At 67.3% G+C, this 18166-nt stretch carries 20 protein-coding genes and 1 tRNA gene; 10 read left to right on the top strand and 11 right to left on the bottom strand.

All coding sequences use genetic code 11. From position 1 onward, the window contains the following. Positions 1 to 6 precede the first annotated feature (6 nt). Positions 7 to 618, top strand: coding sequence for a LysE family translocator (locus tag AAFN88_RS01890; protein ID WP_347517810.1), 612 nt, complete (start codon positions 7 to 9; stop codon positions 616 to 618). A 10-nt stretch (positions 619 to 628) separates the two neighbouring features. Here AAFN88_RS01890 and AAFN88_RS01895 read toward each other — a convergent pair whose 3' ends face one another. Then, positions 629 to 1852, bottom strand: a complete 1224-nt coding sequence (locus AAFN88_RS01895) for an aminotransferase class V-fold PLP-dependent enzyme (protein WP_347517811.1) — start codon at positions 1850 to 1852, stop codon at positions 629 to 631. 225 nt (positions 1853 to 2077) lie between these two features. On the opposite strand from AAFN88_RS01895, the gene AAFN88_RS01900 reads away from it, so the two are divergent. The 5 genes from AAFN88_RS01900 (at position 2078) to AAFN88_RS01920 (ending at position 4965) form a co-directional block, all read left to right on the top strand. Further along, entirely contained in the window at positions 2078 to 3232 is a 1155-nt protein-coding gene (locus tag AAFN88_RS01900) for an aminodeoxychorismate synthase component I (protein WP_347517812.1), read from the top strand. Next, positions 3193 to 3840, top strand: a complete 648-nt coding sequence (locus AAFN88_RS01905; RefSeq protein WP_347517813.1) for an aminotransferase class IV family protein — start codon at positions 3193 to 3195, stop codon at positions 3838 to 3840. The genes AAFN88_RS01900 and AAFN88_RS01905 overlap by 40 nt, the downstream gene beginning before the upstream one ends. A gap of 119 nt (positions 3841 to 3959) precedes the next feature. Further along, positions 3960 to 4283 carry a metalloregulator ArsR/SmtB family transcription factor gene (locus AAFN88_RS01910; protein ID WP_347517814.1) on the top strand — a complete coding sequence of 108 codons (324 nt, stop codon included), beginning with the start codon at positions 3960 to 3962 and terminating at the stop codon, positions 4281 to 4283. Next, positions 4280 to 4690: an SRPBCC domain-containing protein gene (locus tag AAFN88_RS01915; RefSeq protein WP_347517815.1), complete on the top strand. Its 411-nt coding sequence runs from the start codon at positions 4280 to 4282 to the stop codon at positions 4688 to 4690. The genes AAFN88_RS01910 and AAFN88_RS01915 overlap by 4 nt, the downstream gene beginning before the upstream one ends. 38 nt (positions 4691 to 4728) lie before the next feature. Then, on the top strand, positions 4729 to 4965 hold the full coding sequence (locus AAFN88_RS01920; protein ID WP_347517816.1) for a hypothetical protein: 237 nt from the start codon (positions 4729 to 4731) through the stop codon (positions 4963 to 4965). Positions 4966 to 5091: 126 nt separating this feature from the next. On the opposite strand, the gene AAFN88_RS01925 is transcribed toward AAFN88_RS01920, so the two are convergent. Both AAFN88_RS01925 and AAFN88_RS01930 read right to left on the bottom strand, forming a co-directional pair. Then, positions 5092 to 5334 carry a GIY-YIG nuclease family protein gene (locus AAFN88_RS01925; protein ID WP_347517817.1) on the bottom strand — a complete coding sequence of 81 codons (243 nt, stop codon included), beginning with the start codon at positions 5332 to 5334 and terminating at the stop codon, positions 5092 to 5094. A gap of 112 nt (positions 5335 to 5446) precedes the next feature. Continuing rightward, positions 5447 to 5536 (bottom strand) — tRNA-Ser (locus tag AAFN88_RS01930). A gap of 386 nt (positions 5537 to 5922) precedes the next feature. On the opposite strand from AAFN88_RS01930, the gene AAFN88_RS01935 reads away from it, so the two are divergent. Next, complete coding sequence (locus AAFN88_RS01935; protein WP_347517818.1) at positions 5923 to 6261, top strand: hypothetical protein; 339 nt, start codon at positions 5923 to 5925, stop codon at positions 6259 to 6261. An 83-nt stretch (positions 6262 to 6344) separates the two neighbouring features. Here AAFN88_RS01935 and lepA read toward each other — a convergent pair whose 3' ends face one another. Next, the gene (gene lepA / locus AAFN88_RS01940; protein ID WP_347517819.1) at positions 6345 to 8147 is read right to left on the bottom strand and encodes a translation elongation factor 4; all 1803 of its coding nucleotides are present in this window, start codon (positions 8145 to 8147) and stop codon (positions 6345 to 6347) included. Positions 8148 to 8424: 277 nt separating this feature from the next. Between lepA and AAFN88_RS01945 the strand changes: the two genes are divergently transcribed. The 3 genes from AAFN88_RS01945 (at position 8425) to AAFN88_RS01955 (ending at position 9685) form a co-directional block, all read left to right on the top strand. Continuing rightward, complete coding sequence (locus AAFN88_RS01945; protein ID WP_347517820.1) at positions 8425 to 8727, top strand: hypothetical protein; 303 nt, start codon at positions 8425 to 8427, stop codon at positions 8725 to 8727. A 170-nt stretch (positions 8728 to 8897) separates the two neighbouring features. Continuing rightward, positions 8898 to 9212, top strand: a complete 315-nt coding sequence (locus AAFN88_RS01950; protein WP_347517821.1) for a hypothetical protein — start codon at positions 8898 to 8900, stop codon at positions 9210 to 9212. Positions 9213 to 9505: 293 nt separating this feature from the next. Continuing rightward, positions 9506 to 9685 (top strand): hypothetical protein, encoded by a 180-nt coding sequence (locus AAFN88_RS01955; protein ID WP_347517822.1) that lies wholly within the window; start codon positions 9506 to 9508, stop codon positions 9683 to 9685. A gap of 47 nt (positions 9686 to 9732) precedes the next feature. On the opposite strand, the gene pheT is transcribed toward AAFN88_RS01955, so the two are convergent. The 7 genes from pheT to AAFN88_RS01990 form a co-directional block, all read right to left on the bottom strand. Beyond that, a complete protein-coding gene (pheT, locus tag AAFN88_RS01960) occupies positions 9733 to 12132 on the bottom strand; it encodes a phenylalanine--tRNA ligase subunit beta (protein ID WP_347517823.1) in 2400 nt (799 codons plus the stop codon). A gap of 17 nt (positions 12133 to 12149) precedes the next feature. After that, complete coding sequence (pheS, locus tag AAFN88_RS01965) at positions 12150 to 13220, bottom strand: phenylalanine--tRNA ligase subunit alpha (RefSeq protein WP_347517824.1); 1071 nt, start codon at positions 13218 to 13220, stop codon at positions 12150 to 12152. Positions 13221 to 13332: 112 nt separating this feature from the next. After that, a complete protein-coding gene (rplT, locus tag AAFN88_RS01970; RefSeq protein ID WP_347517825.1) occupies positions 13333 to 13689 on the bottom strand; it encodes a 50S ribosomal protein L20 in 357 nt (118 codons plus the stop codon). Positions 13690 to 13702: 13 nt separating this feature from the next. Next, the gene (gene rpmI / locus AAFN88_RS01975; RefSeq protein WP_193368895.1) at positions 13703 to 13906 is read right to left on the bottom strand and encodes a 50S ribosomal protein L35; all 204 of its coding nucleotides are present in this window, start codon (positions 13904 to 13906) and stop codon (positions 13703 to 13705) included. Between the two features lie 231 nt (positions 13907 to 14137). Beyond that, a complete protein-coding gene (gene infC / locus AAFN88_RS01980; RefSeq protein WP_347521609.1) occupies positions 14138 to 14674 on the bottom strand; it encodes a translation initiation factor IF-3 in 537 nt (178 codons plus the stop codon). A 156-nt stretch (positions 14675 to 14830) separates the two neighbouring features. Continuing rightward, complete coding sequence (gene thrS, locus AAFN88_RS01985) at positions 14831 to 16789, bottom strand: threonine--tRNA ligase (protein ID WP_347517826.1); 1959 nt, start codon at positions 16787 to 16789, stop codon at positions 14831 to 14833. Between the two features lie 138 nt (positions 16790 to 16927). Next, on the bottom strand, positions 16928 to 18142 hold the full coding sequence (locus tag AAFN88_RS01990) for a glycosyltransferase family 4 protein (protein WP_347517827.1): 1215 nt from the start codon (positions 18140 to 18142) through the stop codon (positions 16928 to 16930). Positions 18143 to 18166 lie beyond the last annotated feature (24 nt).

Below are 18166 nucleotides of genomic sequence, written 5' to 3' on the forward strand. Positions count from 1 at the left end.
GCCGCTATGGAACTTCACCTTTGGATCGCCTTCGTCGGCGCCAGCGCCGCGCTACTCGCCGTTCCCGGGCCGGTGGTGATGCTGCTGCTGGGCTATACGCTGGGATACGGGCGCAAGGCCGCCGCCGCCGCTGTCCCCGGCGTCTTGCTGGGCGACTTCACCGCCATGACGGTATCACTGCTCGGCGCCGGGGCCGTGTTGTCCGCCTCGGCATCGCTTTTCATGATCCTGAAGCTCGCTGGCGCCGGCTATTTGGTCTGGCTCGGCATCAAACTGTGGCGGAGCGATGCGACGGCGACCGCAAAGTCGACGCAGGGATACAGCCGAAAGAAGGCTTTTTGTGACGCCTTCATGGTGACGGCGCTGAACCCTAAAGACATCGTTTTCTTTGTGGCTTTCCTGCCGCAGTTCATCTCGGCCAGCCAACCGATACTGCCTCAGATCGTGGTCATTGAGGCAACCTTCCTGGGTCTGATCGTGATCAGCAACGCCGCCTGGATCCTGCTGGGCGGGACGCTTTCACACCACCTTCGCAACCCCCGGCATATCCGGGTCGCGCACCGATTCGGCGCGGGCTGGCTGGTCGGGGCGGGAGCGCTCACAGCACTCACGCGATGAAGGCGAAATGCTAAGCGCCGGCGTTGCGCAGGCCAGCCTCGGCAGGCGCGGCAGAAACGGCCCCGGCCAGGAAGTCGACGGCGGCCTGCACTCCGCCCTTGCTGTGAGGGATGTCCAGCGCACCAAGGGCGGTTTCGATCGATCCCAGAGTGCCCAGCATCATCGCGCCGCTGACGTGGCCCATGTGCGCAATGCGGAGTCCCTTTCCGGAGAGCTCCCCGATCCCCTCGCCCAGCATGACGCCGCAAACCTCGCTGCAGTAGTCGCGCAACACCTGGGGGTCGATGCCCTCGGTGCGGACGCTGGTGACGGAGTTGCTGCGCGCGGAGGGGGCCACGATGTTCAGATCCAGGGCGCCGCCCTCGCCCCAGACCGCGACGGCGCGGCGCGTCGCCTCGGCCAGCAGGCGGTGGCGTTCGAAGACCGCTTCCAGGCCTTCCTCGAAGAGCAGGTCGATGGCTTGACGCAGACCGAAGAGCAGATGCTCGGGCGGGGTGCCGCAGTACTTCTCATAGTGCTGCGCGCCGTCGCGCTTGGTCCAGTCCCAGTAGGCCGTGCGCAGCCCAGCGCGCTGATGCGCCGCCCGCGCGCGCGGGCCGGCGGCGTTGAAGCCCAGACCCGGAGGGCACATGAGCCCCTTCTGCGAGCCGGTGACGGCGACGTCGACGCCCCAGGCATCCATCTCGAACGGCATGGTGGCCAGCGAGGCGATGGCGTCGACCATGAAGAGGGCGCCGTGGCCCGCCGCCTGGATGGCGCGGCCCACCGCGGCCACGTCGTTCATCACGCTGGAGGCGGTGTCGACCTGGACCATGAGAACGGCCTTGATCTCCCCGGCGCGGTCGGCCTTGAGGCGCGCCTCGACGGCGGCCGGGTCGACGGCATTGCGGAAGCCGAAGGACAGTTCCTCGACCTCGATACCGACGAAGGCGGCCATGTCGCCCCACAAGGTGGCGAAGCGGCCGCTGCCCAGCACCAGCACCTTGTCGCCACGCGACAGGGTGTTTGTCAGTGCAGCCTCCCAGGCGCCATGGCCGTTGGCGGCATAAATGTAGCTGCGTCCGGTCGTGGTGGCGAAGAGGCGCTTCAGGTCCTCCAGGCAACTGCTGGTGATCTCCAGCAGCGGGCCCGTGTAGATCTCGACCGCTGGGCGGTGCATGGCATTCAGCACCGCGTCCGGCACGTTGGTGGGACCGGGGATCGCCAGGTATTCCCGGCCGTGGCGTAGGGTCATGGGGGCAGGTCCAGCCATTAGAGTTGCAACCCGATAAAGTTAGGCCCGCCCCGGTCGCCCGGCAAGCGGCGCCGGGGCCACGCATGGCAGGTCTGCGCCATTCCGGGCCGCAGATGGAATTCCCCCCGACGCGGCCGGGTCCTATTGTGATTGCCTTCTCCGATGGTTCGGATTCCGGGCCGATTCACCGGTTGCCAGAGCCGGCCCTGCCGGAGATAAGGGACTGTGCCACAACGCTTTGTCCTCTTCGACGCCGGTCCGGCGGACCGTCCCGCGCTCTTCGCCGAGCCGCGGCGGCTGATCGTCGCCTGGTCCGCCGCAGAGGTGCCGGCCGCCCTGGCGGCGCTGCGCCAAGCCCGCGACGACGGCCTGTGGCTGGCCGGCGCCTGCAGCTACGAGCTCGGCTACCTGCTGGAGCCCAAGCTGGCGCCGTTGCTGCCGGAAGCCCGCCGCCAGCCGCTGCTCTGCTTCGGCATCTTCGACGGCCCCGACGAGCAAACGGCCGAGACCCTGCTGACGACAGCCCGGCGCGAAGAGGCGGACGCACGCCTCTCCGCCCCGCAGCCGAAGTGGTCGCAAGCGGAGTACCTGGCCGCCTTCGACCGGGTGGCGGCCTATATCGCCGCCGGGGACATCTACCAGGCCAACCTCACCTTTCCCATGAGCGCGCGCTATGAGGGAACGCCCCTGGGCCTCTACGCCGCCCTCTCCCGTCTGCAACCGGTGCGCCACGGCGCCCTGGTCGCCTTGGGCGCGGGACCGCTGCTGCTGTCGCGCTCGCCGGAGCTGTTCTTCCGGGTGGACGCAGAGGGGAAGATCGAGACCCGCCCCATGAAAGGCACCACGCCGCGCGGGCGCACGCCTGAAGAGGACCGCGCGCTGGCCGACTTCCTGCGCAGCGACCCCAAGAACCGGGCCGAGAACCTGATGATCGTCGACCTGCTGCGCAACGACATCGGCCGCGTGGCGCGGATCGGCAGCGTCGAGGTTCCTGAACTCTTCACCGTGGAGGACTACGCCACGGTGCATCAGATGACCTCGCTGGTGCGCGCCCGGCTTAACGAGGGCATCGGCCTGCCCGAGCTGCTGCAGGCGCTCTTTCCCTGCGGCTCGGTCACCGGCGCGCCCAAAGTGCGGGCCATGGAAATTCTGCGCGAGCTGGAGCCGCAGGCGCGGGATGCCTATTGTGGCGCTGTCGGCTGGGCGGCGCCGGACGGTTCGGCCGCCTTCAACGTCGCGATCCGCACCCTCTCGCTGTTCGACGACGGCGCGGTGACGCTGAATGTCGGCGGCGGCGTGGTCTACGACAGCACCGGCCCGGCCGAGTACGAGGAGGCTTTGTGGAAAGCCCGCTTTACCAACTTGCGCCGGCCGGACTGAAGGTCATCGAGACGCTGCGCTGGGAGTCCGGGGCGGGCTTCCACCGCTTGGCGCGACACCTGGCCCGCGCCGGGCGGACCTGCGCGGAGCTGCGCATTGTCTTCGACCGCGCGGCCTGCGAAGCGGCGCTTGGCGGTGCGGTCGCGGCGGCCCCAGCGCCCGCCCTGCGCTGCCGCCTCACCCTCGACCGGCAGGGACGGGCCGAGGTTGCGGTGACCCCCCTGGGCGACGCCCCGGCGCGTTGGCGCGCGACGGTGAGCCCCGAGCGTCTCGCCGCCGAGGACCCCTGGCTGCAGGTGAAGACCACCCAGCGCCGGCTCTACGACGAGACCCGGGCAGCTTTGCCGGCGGACATCGACGAGGCGATCTTCCTGAACCGGGCCGGCGAGGTCTGCGAGGGCACCATCACCAACGTCTTCGCGCGCCTGGAGGGAAAGCTGATCACCCCGCCGCTGGCCTGCGGCCTGCTGCCCGGCATCCTGCGCGAAGAACTTCTGGAGAGCGGCGAAGCGATGGAGCGGCGCCTCACCCTGGACGAATTGCGCAACGCCGAGGCGGTCCTTCTCGGCAACTCCCTGCGCGGCCTGATCCCCGCGGAGCTGGTGTAGGCGCACTGGACCGCCCCACATCGGCAGCCTCGGCATTCCTAGCGCGCCACCTTGCCTCTTGACCGATCCATAACTCGATGGTTATTAATCAATGAATAACCACGGAGTTATGAATTGAAATGCCGCCGACTCACGATGCCCTGTTCAAGGCGCTGGCCGATCCGACGCGGCGGGCCCTCTTCGAGCGCTTGTGCCGCGAAGGAGAGCAGACCGTCGGGGCCTTGACGGCTTCCGCCGAGGTGTCGCAGCCGGCCGTCTCAAAGCACCTCGCCGTGCTGAAGCAGGCGGGACTTGTGCGCCATCGCCACGCGGGGCGTCAGGCGCACTACAGCGCGCGGCCCGGCGCCCTGGGCCCGCTGGCCGACTGGACAAAGCAAATGGCCGCATTCTGGGACGGCCGTTTCGACGACCTCGAGACTCTGCTGAACAGGATGGATCAATGAAGCAAGCTTCAAGCGAGACGCTTTCGGTTGTTGTCGAACGCGACATCGCCCACCCCCCGCAAAAAATCTGGCGCGCCCTGACGCAACCGCACCTGATCGAGGAGTGGTTGATGAAAAACGACTTCAAGCCCGTCCCGGACCACCGTTTCGACCTCAGCTTCGACTGGGGCAGGGTCGAATGCCGGGTCCTGGCCGTCGAACCGAACCGGACGCTGGCTTACACCTGGACATCCGGGGAACTCGAAAGCGTCGTCACCTGGACTCTCACCCCGACGAGCACGGGGACGCGCCTGCGCATGGAGCAGACCGGCTTCCGGCCGGACCATCCCCGCTACTACCACGGCGCAAAGGCCGGGTGGCCGAGGTTCTTCACGAAACTGGAGCAGGTTCTGGCGGCTTTGGACTGACGCCGGCGCCGCTTTATTCGCCGCTACAGGAGGTCTCATTGAATCTGAACAAATGGATCCGGCAGGCCCATCGCTGGCTGTCGATCGCCTTCACCCTTGCCGTGATCATCAACATCGCCGCCATGGGGCAGGAAGAGCCGGACCTCTGGATCGGCCTTCTGGCCTTGCTGCCCCTCGCCCTGCTCCTGCTCACCGGCCTCTACATGTTCGTGTTGCCCTATGCCGGCCGGTGGCGGCGGCGCGCCGGAGCGAATGCCTCGCCAGACGCGCAGTGAATGCCGCGCCAGGCAGGCAGGCGCATCGGCGGCCCGCGCATCGCTCAGAGGCTGAGGGGCCGAACCCTCCCGGCAATCTCGCGGGACTCTTCTTGGAAGTGGCGGAGAGGGTGGGTTTGACGGCGGTCACGACAAGAAGCGCTTCTTGGCAAACGCCTTGCCGGAGCCTGATTTGAAATACGTCTCTAGCTCGCGGGCATGGCTTTCCGTCGGTACAGCCACGTAGCACTTCAACTCAATCGGCTGCAATGGCTTCGTCGAGCGAACCTGACCACGTTGGTGCGAATCGACTCTGCGCCGCAGATCGTTGGTCGACCCAACGTAGGTGTCGTCGTTGCAGAGCTTTAGGAAGTAGACATACCACGTCATGGCCCAGTCTCCCTGCGCTCCTCTCGGAGCTTCGGGAGACACTCCTACCCCTAAACGCCTTCAGGTGTCAGTCCACCTAAGTGGCCTGCCACCCGAAGCCGAAGGCGTAGGGTGGCGGAGAGGGTGGGATTCGAACCCACGAGGCGGTTTCCCGCCCACACGCGTTCCAGGCGTGCGCCTTAAGCCACTCGGCCACCTCTCCTCAGCACGGCCCCTATATTCCCAAGGGGTCTTAGCGGAGCCGGGTTTCACATCCGTAAATCGGGGGTGAGCCGGACCCGCGCCGAGCTCTCCGAGGGGCGCGCGGGCGGGAAACTAGCCGAGCCCGGCCCCCGATGCAACGCCTTCCACACCCCGCGCCGCCCAGCGCCTTTCCGGACCGCCCCGCAGCCGCACGGCCGCTTCAAGGCCTTGTGAGCGGGCACAGTCTCGCCCGGAGGTTGGCCGTAGCCCCCCACGGCTGCTACTATCGCGTCTTTCGGGGCCGCCTGCGGCCGCCGGAGCCGAACCCGGAACGTCCCGCGGCAGCGCGGGGCAGAGAATCCGGGACGTTCCGGCCAACGCGGTGGCCGGAATTGGGGGGATTGGATGATCGTAGGCCGCGTCATCGGCTGGCTATTGCTGTTCTGCGCCCTGGTGCTGCTGGGCTGGGACGCCGTCTCGTCGCTCGACAACGGCGCCTGGGGCTTTGCCGTGCTGGGCCAGCGCTGGTTCGAGATCGACCAGGCCCTGGGCAGCGCCACCCTCAACACCCTGCAGGCCGGCATCGAGCGCCGGATTTCCGTCGACCTCTGGGACAACGTCTTCGCACCCGCGCTGCTGTGGCCGGCGGTAGCTGTCTTCGTGGTGCCGGGCGTCGTCCTCCTGCTGCTGTTCCGGCGCTGGGGCGGCGGACGCACGCCCCGCCGCTTCAGCGGCAAGAAATAGACACCGCTTCAGCGGCAAGAAATAGACGCCGCTTCGCCGGCGAACCGAGTGGACCGGAACCGAACTAGCGAGCCAAGCGCGGCTTAGTTGTCGCTCATCTTCAGCGCCGCCAGGAAGGCGGACTGCGGGATCTCCACGTTGCCGACCTGGCGCATGCGCTTCTTGCCGGCCTTCTGCTTTTCCAGAAGCTTTCTCTTACGCGTGATGTCGCCGCCGTAGCACTTGGCGGTGACGTCCTTGCGCAGGGCCGAGATGGTCTCACGGGCGATGACCTTGCCGCCGATCGCCGCCTGGATGGCGATCTTGAAGAGCTGGCGCGGGATCAGTCCTTTCAGACGCTCGCAGAGCATGCGGCCGCGATTTTCCGCCTGGCCGCGGTGGACGATGATGGCGAGGGAGTCCACCGGCTCCTGGTTCACCAGGATGGAGACCTTCACCAGGTCGCTCTCGCGGTACTCCTCGATCTGGTAGTCGAAGCTGGCATAGCCGCGCGAGACCGATTTCAGGCGGTCGTAGAAGTCGAAGACCACCTCGTTCAGCGGCAGGCGGTAGACAAGCATGGCGCGCGCGCCGGCATAGGTCAGGTCGATCTGCTCGCCGCGGCGGTCCTCGCAGAGCTTCAGGATCGGTCCCAGGAACTCGTCGGGCACCAGGATGGTGGCCTTGATCCAGGGCTCCTCGATGCGGTCGATCTTCACCACGTCGGGCATGTCGGCGGGATTGTGCAGCTCGATCAGGTCGCCGTTGGTCATGTGGATCTTGTAGACCACCGAGGGCGCGGTGGTGACCAGGTCCAGATCGAATTCGCGCTCCAGGCGCTCCTGCACGATTTCCAGGTGGAGCAGGCCCAGGAAGCCGCAGCGGAAGCCGAAACCCAGCGCCGCGCTGCTCTCCGCCTCGTACAGGAAGGAAGAGTCGTTGAGCGCCAGCTTGGCCAGGGAATCGCGCAGGTCCTCGTAGTCGGCGGCGTCCACCGGAAAGAGGCCGCAGAACACCACCGGCACCGAGGGCTTGAAGCCGGGCAGCGGCTTTTCCGCCGGGCGGCGCTCGTCGGTGATGGTGTCGCCGACGTTGCAGTCGGCCACCGACTTGATGGAGGCGTTGATGAAGCCCAGCTCGCCGGGGCCGAGCTCCTTCAGGTTCACCATCTTGGGCGTGAAGGCGCCGACCTTGTCCACCAGGTGGGTGGCGCCGCTGCCCATCATGCGGATCTTCATGCCCGGGGTCAGCTTGCCGTCGATGACCCGCACCAGGGCGATGACGCCCAGGTAGGTGTCGTACCAGGAGTCCACCAGCATGGCTTTCAGGGGCGCGGCCGCGTCGCCCTTGGGCGCCGGCAGGCGCTGGACCAGGGCCTCCAGCACCTCGGCCACGCCCTTTCCGGTCTTGGCGGAGATTTCCAGAGCCTCGGAGGCGTCGATGCCGATGACTTCCTCGATCTGCTCCTTCACCCGCTCCGGCTCGGCCGCCGGCAGGTCCACCTTGTTGAGGACCGGGATGATCTCGTGGTCGTTGTCGATGGCCAGGTAGACGTTGGCCAGGGTCTGCGCCTCGACCCCCTGGGAGGCATCGACCAGCAGCAGCGAGCCCTCGCAGGCCGCCAGCGAGCGGCTGACCTCGTAGGAGAAGTCCACGTGGCCCGGGGTGTCGATGAGGTTCAGCTCGTAGACCTGGCCGTCCTGGGCCGTGTAGTTGAGGCGCACGGTCTGAGCCTTGATGGTGATGCCGCGCTCGCGCTCCAGCTCCATCGAGTCGAGCACCTGCTCCTTCATCTCGCGGTCGCTGAGGCCCCCGCAGAGCTGGATCAGCCGGTCGGCCAGGGTCGATTTGCCGTGGTCGATATGGGCGATGATCGCGAAATTACGGATATGGGAAAGTTCGGTCATGCTGGCTTGCGGACTGCCTCGGAAATAGGGCCCCGGGAAATCGCCCCCGGGCCGCCGGAACGGTTTCGGCGCGCAGGAAGATAGGGTGCGCCGCCCGGCTAATCAACGCTTCCCGTCGCCTGCCGCCGGAGCGCCGCCCGCGGGCCTTCTCCGGGAAGGCTCGCGCCGCCATGGCCTGAAATTGTCTCGAAGTCGTCACACAACCGGGGCGATACGTCGTGTTAGCTCTCCGACGCCAGTTGTCAGGGGACGTCAGTTAAGAAGGAAGAAGATCCAGGTGAAGAGCCACAACATCCTCATCGAGCCGTGGCGCGAGATGTCCAACCTTACCCATGAGCGGGGAGAGCGGCTGTTTCGCTGGACGGTAACCTACCGCTACGAGCAAGGCCGCCAGGCCGAGGGCGCGCAGGGCGGCGTCCGCTTCGGCCAGGGCACCGCCAGGACCCACGCGGAGGCCCGTCAGGCCGCGGAAGATTTTCTTGCCGAACGCGGCGTCGAGCTTCATTGGCAGCCCTCGGCCAGTTCCACCACCCGAATTCTGACGCCGCGCTCCGGGAAACCCCGATTTCTTCAGCTTTGAGTATCCGGGCATTTTTGATAATCTACCCGGAATTTGGGGTGCATTGTCTCGATTCTTCACTGAATCTCAACGCGGGGTACGGAGAATCGCATGCCTCAGTACACTGAGGACGAACGATGCGGAGAGGTTTCATGGGAAGTTATTTGACATCCGTGGGTGGCGGTCTTCGCTTGGCAGCCTGTGTTGCGATCGCAGGCGCCGTCTTCGCGGCGACGACGTCCCCCGCAGCGGCGGCGCGCAACGAAGCCCGCTGGTACCAGCAGAACTACTGCATGGTGAAAGCCTACGAGGCGATGGGTAAGAAGGACGTCGCGACCTACGACAAGAACGCCCGCAAGTCGCGCGCTTACCTGATCCGCCACGGCGTGCCGGAACATCACATCCGCGAGCTGGAGGCTTTCATCAACAAGACGATTCGCCAGACCAAGGCGAGCAACAAGGCACATCAGGGCCCGCGCATCTGCATGCAGTGGTACAGCACCTGAGGCATAAGCTCCCGATACGGTCGCGGGCGGCGCCCAGGCGATAGGTCGATCAGCCGGCAGCGCCCCCTCCGACAAACGGCCACGAGATCAAAGTCAGGCCCGGTCCGCAAAGGACCGGGCCTTTTCTTTGTCTTCCTCTCGCGCCCACGCCGCCCGGCCCAGCAGCTGTTGCATTCCTGCAACTCTAAGTGCCCAAATACCACAGGTAAGTGCTTTTTAACCTTTCGTTAACCACACTGGACCGACTCTGCCGTTTGTCGCCGTATCCCGTTGATGGGCAGGGAAAATTCACTATGGACCGGAGAATCAGCGAAGCCGAGGCACGCGAATATGCCGCGATGACTTGGGCGCTGGCCGCGCGGGCGGAAGCCGCCGGTAATATCAAGCTGGCCAAGGAATTGGTCGAACGGGCCCGCAAGGCCGACGAGCTTTGGGCCCGCTGCACGGAAAGCGAGTACCGCCTGGCCCGCTGAACAGCGGAACCGCCGCCCCACAGCCGCCTCGCCGAGGGGCTGCCCCCTCAGCCCCTGAGGGTGCCGCCCGTGGCCTTGGTGACCTGGGCCACCACCTTCTCCGCCACCGCCTCGATCTCCTGATCGGTCAGCGTCGCCTCGCGCGGCTGCAGCGTGACGGCGATGGCCAGCGACTTCTTGCCCGGCTCCACGCCCTTGCCCTGATAGACGTCGAACAGAGAGACCCCGGCGATCAGCGCCTTGTCGGCGCCGCGCGCGGCGCGCAGCACCTTTTCCGCCGGCACCTCCTCGTCGACCAGGAAGGCGAAGTCGCGCGACACCGGCTGGAAGGGCGAAAGCTCCAGCAGGGCGCGCTTCTGCTTGCCGGCGCGCGGCAGCGGAACGGCGTCGAGGAAGACCTCGAAGGCCACCGCCGGGCCCTTCAGGTCCAGGGCCTTCAGCACCCGCGGGTGCAGTTCGCCGAACTGGGCCAGCACCTTGGGGCCGAGGCGCAGCACGCCGGAGCGCCCGGGATGGTACCAGCCCGGCGCGTCGCGGGTGACCTGCAGGTTCTCCACCGGCGCCTCGCAGGCGCCCAGCACCGCTTCGGCATCGCCCTTGGCGTCGAAGACGTCGGCCGGCCGGGCCCCGCCGGCCCAGTGGCGCGGCTGGACGTCGCCGGCGCGCAGGCCGGCGGCCACCGTCGACTGGCCGTCCGGCGTGTCGTCGAGGTACTGCGGGCCGACCTCAAAGAGCGCCAGGTCGCCATAGCCGCGGTCGGCGTTGCGCACGGCAGCGGTGGCGAGATTGGCCAGCGGCGTCGGCCGCATGACGTCCAGGTCGGCGGAAATCGGGTTGGCCAGGCGCAGGGCCTCGGCGCCGCCGCCGAACAGCGCCGCCTCCTTGGAGGAGACGAAGGAGAAGGTCACGCCCTCCAGCATGCCGCGCCAGACCAGCGCCGTGCGCGCCGCCGAGACGCGGCGCTGCGCCGGAGTCAGCACCGCGCGCGGCAGGTAGCTGTCGCGCGGCAGCTCGACCTCGGGAATGTCGTCGTAGCCGTGGATGCGCATGACCTCCTCGACCAGGCAGGCCTCGGACTCCACGTCGGGACGCCAGCTCGGCGGCACCGCGGCGAGGGCGCCGTTTTCCCGCGCCACCTGGAAGCCCAGGCGCTCCAGAATCTCGGCCTGGCGGTCCGGCGCCACCTCCATGCCCCCCAACTCGGCCACCCGGGCCGGGCGCAGGGTGACACGCCGCGTCTCCGGCGGGATCTCGCCGGCGCTCACCGGCTCGCTGGCCTCACCGCCGCAGAGCTCCAGGATCAGGCGCGTGGCCACGTCCACACCCCAGACCGCCGACTGCGGGTCCAGGCCGCGCTCGAAGCGGAAGCGGGCGTCGGAATGGATGCCCAGCTTGCGGCCGGTCCGGGCCACCATGTCCGGGTCGAAGAGCGCCACCTCGAGGAAGACGTTGGTGGTGTCCTCCTGGCAGCCCGAAAGCTCGCCGCCCATGACGCCGCCGATGCCCTCGGGCCCGTTGTCGTCGTGAATGGCCACCATCTCGGCATCCAGGGTGTAGGTGTCGCCGTCCAGGGCCAGGATCTCGGCACCCGGCTCGGCGAAGCGCATGACCACGTCGCCCTTCACCTTGTCGGCGTCGAAGACGTGCAGCGGCCGGCCCAGGTCGAAGGTCACGTAGTTGGTGATGTCGACCAGCGCCGAGATGGGCCTGAGGCCGATGGCGCGCAGGCGCTCCTGCATCCAGTCGGGGCTGGGGCCGTTCTTCACGCCGCGGAAATAGCGCCCGGCGACGAAGGGGCAGGCGTCCTGGCGGTCGGCCGGCAGGTCGCGCTGCCACTTGATGGGGCTCTCGAAGCTGCCCGCCTGGCGCGTGGTGTCGAAGGGCTTCAGCCTGCCCAGACCGGCGGCCACCAGGTCGCGGGCGACGCCGCGCACGCCCAGGCAGTCGCCGCGGTTCGGCGTGATGGCGATCTCGATGACCGGGTCGTTGAGGCCCGCGACCTCGGCGAAGGACGCGCCCAGGGGGGCGTCCTCCGGCAGGTCGATGATGCCCTCATGCTCGTCGGAAAGGCCCATCTCGCGCTCGGAGACCAGCATGCCGTTGGAGGCCTCGCCGCGGATCTTGCCGGCCTTCAAGGTCAGGTCGATGCCGGGGACATAGCTGCCGACGGGGGCGAAGACGCCCTTCATGCCCGTGCGCGCGTTGGGCGCGCCGCAGACGACCTGCACCTCTTCGCTGCCGGTGTCGACGATGCAGACGCGCAGACGGTCGGCGTTGGGGTGCGGACGCGCCTCCTTCACGTAGGCCACGGTGAAGGGCCTCAGGGTCTCGGCGCGGTCCTCCACGCCCTCGACCTCCAGGCCGATCATCGACAGCTTGTCGGTGATCTCCTTCAGGGAGGCCTCGGTTTCCAGGTGGTCTTTCAGCCAGCTCAGCGTGAACTTCATGACGCTACATCCCCCCTCTACATCCCGCGGACCATGGAGGGGACCTCCAGCGGCACGAAGCCATAGTGCTTCAGCCAGCGCAGGTCGGACTCGAAGAAGATGCGCAGGTCCGGGAAGCCGTACTTCAGCATGGCGATGCGCTCGATCCCCATGCCGAAGGCGAAGCCCTGGTACTCCTCGGGGTCGATGCCGCAGTTGGCCAGCACCTTGGGGTGGACCATGCCGCAGCCGAGGATCTCCAGCCAGTCCTTGCCCGGGCCGATCTTCAGCTCGCCGCCCTCCCGGCTGCAGCCGATGTCGACCTCGGCGGAGGGCTCGGTGAAGGGGAAATAGCTGGGCCGGAAGCGCAGCGGCAGGTCGTCGACGCCGAAGAAGGCGCGGCAGAAGGCCGTCAGCGTGCCCTTCAGGTGGCCCATGTGGCTCGCCTTGTCGATCACCAGCCCCTCGACCTGATGGAACATCGGCGAGTGGGTGGCGTCGTGGTCGGCGCGGAAGGTGCGGCCCGGCACGATGATGCGGATCGGCGGCTTCTGCGACAGCATGGTGCGGATCTGCACCGGTGAGGTGTGGGTGCGCAGCACCTTGCGGGAGCCGTCGGCCGCCGGCTGCATGTAGAAGGTGTCCATCTCCTGGCGCGCGGGATGCACCTCGGGGATGTTCAGGGCGGTGAAGTTGTGGAAGTCGTCCTCGATGTGCGGGCCCTCGGCGACGGAGAAGCCCATCTCGCCGAAGATCGCCGTCAGCTCCTCGAAGGTCTGGCTGATCGGGTGGATGCGGCCGGCCTCCGCCGCGCGCGCCGGCAGGGTGACGTCCACGGCCTCCCGGGCCAGGCGCGCCTCCAGGGCGCTCTCCTCCAGGTCGGAGCGCCGGGCCTCCAGGGCCTCGGCGACCGCTTCCTTGACCTTGTTGAGGCGCTGGCCGGCTTCCTTGCGCTCGTCGGGCGACAGGCCGCCCAGGCTCTTCAGGCGCTGGGTGACCTCGCCCTTCTTACCCAGCGCGGCCACGCGCAAAGACTCCAGCGCTTCCAGATCACCGGCCGCGGCCACGCGATCCAGAAGGCTGTTCTGCAGTTCCTCGAGGTTCTCCATCGATCCGCCTCTGCCGCCCCGTCCGGCGCGCCGCTGCCCTGTGCTTGCCCGGGCGGGCGCGCCTCTAGCGGACGGGGGTCACTGGTTTACCGGAATGCTCGGGGCGCCAGGCTTACGCCTGGGCGGCCTTCGCCTGCTCCACCAGGGACTTAAAGGCTTCGGGCTCACGCACCGCCAGGTCGGACAACACCTTGCGGTCGAGCTCGATGCCGGCCCGCTTGATGCCGTTCATAAACTGGGAATAGGTGAGGCCGTGAAGGCGGGCGCCGGCGTTGATGCGCTGGATCCACAGGGAGCGGAAATTGCGCTTCTTAACGCGGCGGTCGCGATAGGCGTACTGCAGGCCCTTCTCGACCCGCTCGACCGCAACGGTGTAGACGTTCTTGCCGCGGCCACGGTAGCCCTTGGCGCGCTTCATAACCTTCTGGTGACGGGCGTGCGTGGTGACGCCCCGCTTTACTCGTGCCATGTCGTCGCCTCCCTTACTTCGCGTAAATCAGGAAGTTGCGCTTGACGATCTTGGCGTCGGCATCGCTCAAGGTGCTCATGGCGCGCGTGCTGCGGATCATCTTCTGAGGGCGGCGGCGCATCATGTGGCGCTTGCCCGAGTGCTTGAACTTGACCTTGCCGGTGGCGGTGAAGCGGAAACGCTTCTTGGCCCCGGACTTATTCTTCAGCTTGGGCATTTTGCATCCTTTCCGAACGAAACGAGACACTTGGAGCGGCTGGGCATGCCCTTTCGCCGGACCGCTCACTATGAGAACGCGGGGTTATAGCCCCCCAGAGGGGGGATTGCAAGGGACTCACACACGCCCGGAACCCGCAGAAATCCTTGGATTTCCGGTCTTTTCCAGCAGAAGCGGTTAACGAAACACGCCCCGAGACGGCCCCTGGGGGCGCTCAGACGGGAGGGCCGCTCAGCGCGGCGCCATCACCATGGTCATCTGGCGGCCTTCGATCTTGGGGAACTGCTCCACCTTGGCTTTCTCTTCCATCTCCTCGCGGACACGGTCGAGCACCTGCTTGCCGAGGTCCTGATGGACCATCTCGCGGCCGCGAAAGCGCATGGTCACCTTGACCTTGTCGCCTTCGTCGATGAAGCGGTGGATGGCCCGCATCTTCACCTCGTAGTCGTGGGTGTCGATGTTGGGGCGCATCTTGATCTCCTTGACCTCGATGACCTTCTGCTTTTTGCGGGCCTCGTTCTTCTTCTTCTGGGCCTCGTAGCGGAAGCGGCCGTAGTCGAGAATCTTGCAGACCGGCGGATCGGCGTTGGGCGAGACCTCCATGAGGTCCAGTCCCGCATCCTCGGCGCGGCGCAGCGCATCGGCGATCGTAACGACGCCGACCTGCTCTCCATCCTGGTCGACTAGGCGTACTTGGGGCGACGTAATCATGTCGTTGACACGCGGTCCGTCGCGCGACGGCGTGGCGTCAAAGGGTGGGCGTGCTATCGCTTAAGCTCCTTATTCCCGTTATAGGGGGTCCCTTTCAGGCTTTTCCCTGGTCCCACCGCCAAGAGCGGCGACCTCCCCATTTCTCCGGCTGGGCGCTTCCGAGCTTGCCCCGGTCCGCGGCCCCCCGAAATCTGCTGCATCAACGCATCGTACCTACAGCAATTGGCCCCGCGGCGCGTCTGCACCCGGAACTGCTGCTTCTTCCCTGATCCTAGCCACTGCTTCGCCGAGCGCAAGGACCTCTTGATCCTTGCTGCCCAAGCGGCGCAAGGCGACCTTTCCTTCCTCGGCCTCGCGGCGCCCGACCACGGCGATGACAGGCACCTTGGCCAGGGAATGTTCGCGCACCTTATAGTTGATTTTCTCATTCCGCAAATCAGTGGCGACGCGCAGGCCGGCCGCCGCGAAAGCCGCCCGCACCTCTTCGGCATAGCCGTTGGCGTCCGAAGTGATGGTCGCCACCACCGCCTGCTGCGGGGCCAACCAGAGCGGGAAGCGCCCGGCGTACTGCTCGATGAGGATGGCCAGGAAACGCTCGAAGGAGCCGAGGATCGCCCGGTGCAGCATGACCGGCCGGTGCTTCTCGCCGTCCTCGCCGATGTAGTTGGCGCCCAGGCGCTCGGGCAGCACGAAATCGACCTGGAAGGTGCCGCACTGCCAGTCGCGGCCGATGGCGTCGCGCAGCACGAACTCCAGCTTGGGCCCGTAGAAGGCGCCTTCGCCGGGGTTCAGGGTGTAGTCCAGCCCGGCCTCCTGGACCGCGTCCTTCAGGGCCTGCTCGGCCTTGTCCCAGGTGGCGTCGTCGCCGGCGCGCACCGCCGGGCGGTCGGAGAACTTCACCACCAACTCGTCGAACCCGAAGTCGCGGTAGATGGTCCGCAGCAGGTCGCAGAAGATCACCGTCTCGCTGTTGATCTGGTCCGGCGTGCAGAAGATGTGGGCGTCGTCCTGGGTGAAGGCGCGCACCCGCATCATGCCGTGCAGCGCGCCCGAGGGCTCGTTGCGGTGGCAGGAGCCGAACTCGGCCATGCGCAGCGGCAGGTCGCGGTAGCTGGTGAGGCCCTGCTTGAAGATCTGGACGTGGCCCGGGCAGTTCATCGGCTTCACCGCCAGGGAGCGGTCCTCGGACTCGGCGATGAACATGTGCTCGTGGAACTTTTCCCAATGGCCCGAGGCCTCCCACAGCGAGCGGTCGATGAGCTGCGGCGTCTTCACCTCGACATAGCCAGCCGCCTCCAGACGCTGGCGCATGTAGCGCTCCACCGTGCGGTAGAGGGTCCAGCCCTTGGGGTGCCAGAAGACGGAGCCGGCGGCCTCCTCCTGCATGTGGAACAGGTTCATCTCCCGCCCCAGGCGCCGGTGGTCGCGCTTTTCGGCCTCCTCCAGCATGGTGAGGTAGGCCTTGAGCTGCTTTTCCGTCTCCCAGCAGGTGCCGTAGATGCGTTGTAGCTGCTCGTTGCGGGCATCGCCGCGCCAATAGGCGCCGGAAATCTTGGTCAGCTTGAAGGCATGGCCCAGCTTGCCCGTCGAGGGCAGGTGGGGGCCGATGCAGAGGTCCAGCCAGCCGCCCTGGCGGTAGATCGAGATCTCCACGTCGTCCGGCAGGGTCTCGATGTGCTCGGCCTTGTATTTCTCGCCGATCTCCGAGAAATAGCGGATCGCGTCATCGCGCGCCCAGACCTCGCGGACGATCTCCTCGTTGCGGTCGACGATCTCGTGCATGCGCTTCTCGATCGCCACCAGGTCGTCGGGCGTGAAGGGCACCTCGCGGGCGAAATCGTAGTAGAAGCCGTTCTCGATGGCCGGGCCGAAGGTCACCTGGGTGCCGGGGTAGAGTTCCTGCACCGCCTCGGCCAGCACGTGGGCGCAGTCGTGGCGCAGCAGTTCCAGGCTGTCCTCGTGGCCGGCGGTCACGATCTCCACCGCCGCATCCCGCTCGATGGGCCGCGAAAGGTCCCGCAGCGCGCCGTCGACCTTCACGGCCAAGGCGGCCTTGGCGAGACCGGGCCCGATGGAGGCGGCGATTTCGGCACCGGTGACCGGACCGTCGTAGCCGCGCGTGGAGCCGTCGGGAAGGGTGATCGAGAGATTGCTTTGCGTCGTGACTGCCATGCCAAATCCCGGAAATCCGGGTCCTGTTAGAAAGCGGGGGGACTTTAGAAGGATTACAAGGGCTGTCAAGCAGGCCCCCGAGGTCCACAAGGCGGGGGTGCCGTCAGCGGTAAGGCCCCGGGCGAACCCCGGAGCCCGTCAAGTTCGGGCAGCCCGCCGGCCGGCCCCGGCGCGCAGGACCTCGCGGTAGATGGCCAGGGTACGCGCGCACATCTGGTCCTTGGAGAATTCGGCCCGCACCCGGGCGATGGCCTCGTCGTGCAACTGGGCCCGCGCCTCCGGCGCCAGGGACAGCGCCTTGCGCAGCCCCTCGGCCAGGGCCTTGGCATCGCCCGAGGGGAAGAGGAACCCGGTGCGCCCGGAAATGAGCTGCTCGCGGGCGCCGCCGTGGTCGCTGGCCACGACCGGGCGTCCCATGGCCTGGGCCTCGCCCACCACCCGGCCGAAGCCCTCGGGATCGGTGGAGGCCGAGACCACCACGTCGGAGAGCATGTAAGCCGCCGGCATGTCGTTGCACTCGTCCATGATCGAGGCGCGGGCGTCGAGCTCGTACTTGTCGATCAGGGCTTCCAGTTCCCGCCGGTAGCCGACACGGCCCTGGTCGGAGCCGACCAGGACGCAGCGGTAGTCGATGTCGCGCAGGTGGGTCAGGGCCTCCAGCAGCACGGCCTGTCCCTTCCAGCGGCTGAGGCGTCCCGGCATGAGGATCAGCGGCACGCCGTCGGGCAGGCGCCAGCGGCCGGTGAGCTGGATCATGCGTTCCGCCGAGACCCGGTCGGGGTCGAAGCGCGCGATATCGATGCCGCGGTGGATCACACGCAGGCGCGCCGGGTCGACGTTGTAGTTCCGGCGCACGTGATCGGCGATGAACTCGGAGATGGCGATGACCCGCTCGCCCTCGGTCATGACCTGGTTGTAGCGCTTCTTGATGGCGTTGGTGAAGTTGTAGGGCGCGTGGAAGGTGGTGATGAAGTGGGCGCCACTGCGCTGGCAGGCGAGCTTGGCCGACCAGGCCGGCGCGCGCGAGCGCACGTGCACGACATCGACCTTGTAGCTTTCGATGATGCGCTCCAGCCGCGCGATGTTGCGGTACATGACGACGGGGTTCTTGGAGGCCACCGGCAACTTCAGGTGCAGGGCGCCGGCGCGCTTCAGGTCGTTCTCCATCGGCCCGCCCTCGGAGGCGACGATGGCGGTGCCGCCCGAAGCGACGATGGCGGCGGCGATTTCCACGGTGCCGCGCTCGGCGCCGCCCGTCACCAGGCTGGGCACGATCTGCAGCACCACCGGGCCGTCGCTGACCGCGGCCCTTTCGACCTCCGTAACGCCGATGTTAACGTCTGGAACGCTCATAGTCCTTGCTGTTGCCGTTGCATC

The organism is Pelagibius sp. CAU 1746 (genome assembly GCF_039839785.1).
Lineage (GTDB): Bacteria > Pseudomonadota > Alphaproteobacteria > Kiloniellales > Kiloniellaceae > Pelagibius.

Excerpts from the sequence above, each read along its gene's own strand:
- rplT (WP_347517825.1), bottom strand. The coding sequence starts at position 13,689 with ATGGCACGAGTAAAGCGGGGCGTCACCACGCACGCCCGTCACCAGAAG.
- thrS (WP_347517826.1), bottom strand. The coding sequence starts at position 16,789 with ATGGCAGTCACGACGCAAAGCAATCTCTCGATCACCCTTCCCGACGGC.
- AAFN88_RS01890 (WP_347517810.1), top strand. The coding sequence starts at position 7 with ATGGAACTTCACCTTTGGATCGCCTTCGTCGGCGCCAGCGCCGCGCTA.
- AAFN88_RS01955 (WP_347517822.1), top strand. The coding sequence starts at position 9,506 with ATGGACCGGAGAATCAGCGAAGCCGAGGCACGCGAATATGCCGCGATG.
- AAFN88_RS01935 (WP_347517818.1), top strand. The coding sequence starts at position 5,923 with ATGATCGTAGGCCGCGTCATCGGCTGGCTATTGCTGTTCTGCGCCCTG.
- AAFN88_RS01925 (WP_347517817.1), bottom strand. The coding sequence starts at position 5,334 with ATGACGTGGTATGTCTACTTCCTAAAGCTCTGCAACGACGACACCTAC.
- rpmI (WP_193368895.1), bottom strand. The coding sequence starts at position 13,906 with ATGCCCAAGCTGAAGAATAAGTCCGGGGCCAAGAAGCGTTTCCGCTTC.
- pheS (WP_347517824.1), bottom strand. The coding sequence starts at position 13,220 with ATGGAGAACCTCGAGGAACTGCAGAACAGCCTTCTGGATCGCGTGGCC.
- AAFN88_RS01915 (WP_347517815.1), top strand. The coding sequence starts at position 4,280 with ATGAAGCAAGCTTCAAGCGAGACGCTTTCGGTTGTTGTCGAACGCGAC.
- AAFN88_RS01990 (WP_347517827.1), bottom strand. The coding sequence starts at position 18,142 with ATGAGCGTTCCAGACGTTAACATCGGCGTTACGGAGGTCGAAAGGGCC.
- pheT (WP_347517823.1), bottom strand. The coding sequence starts at position 12,132 with ATGAAGTTCACGCTGAGCTGGCTGAAAGACCACCTGGAAACCGAGGCC.
- AAFN88_RS01910 (WP_347517814.1), top strand. The coding sequence starts at position 3,960 with ATGCCGCCGACTCACGATGCCCTGTTCAAGGCGCTGGCCGATCCGACG.
- lepA (WP_347517819.1), bottom strand. The coding sequence starts at position 8,147 with ATGACCGAACTTTCCCATATCCGTAATTTCGCGATCATCGCCCATATC.
- AAFN88_RS01895 (WP_347517811.1), bottom strand. The coding sequence starts at position 1,852 with ATGACCCTACGCCACGGCCGGGAATACCTGGCGATCCCCGGTCCCACC.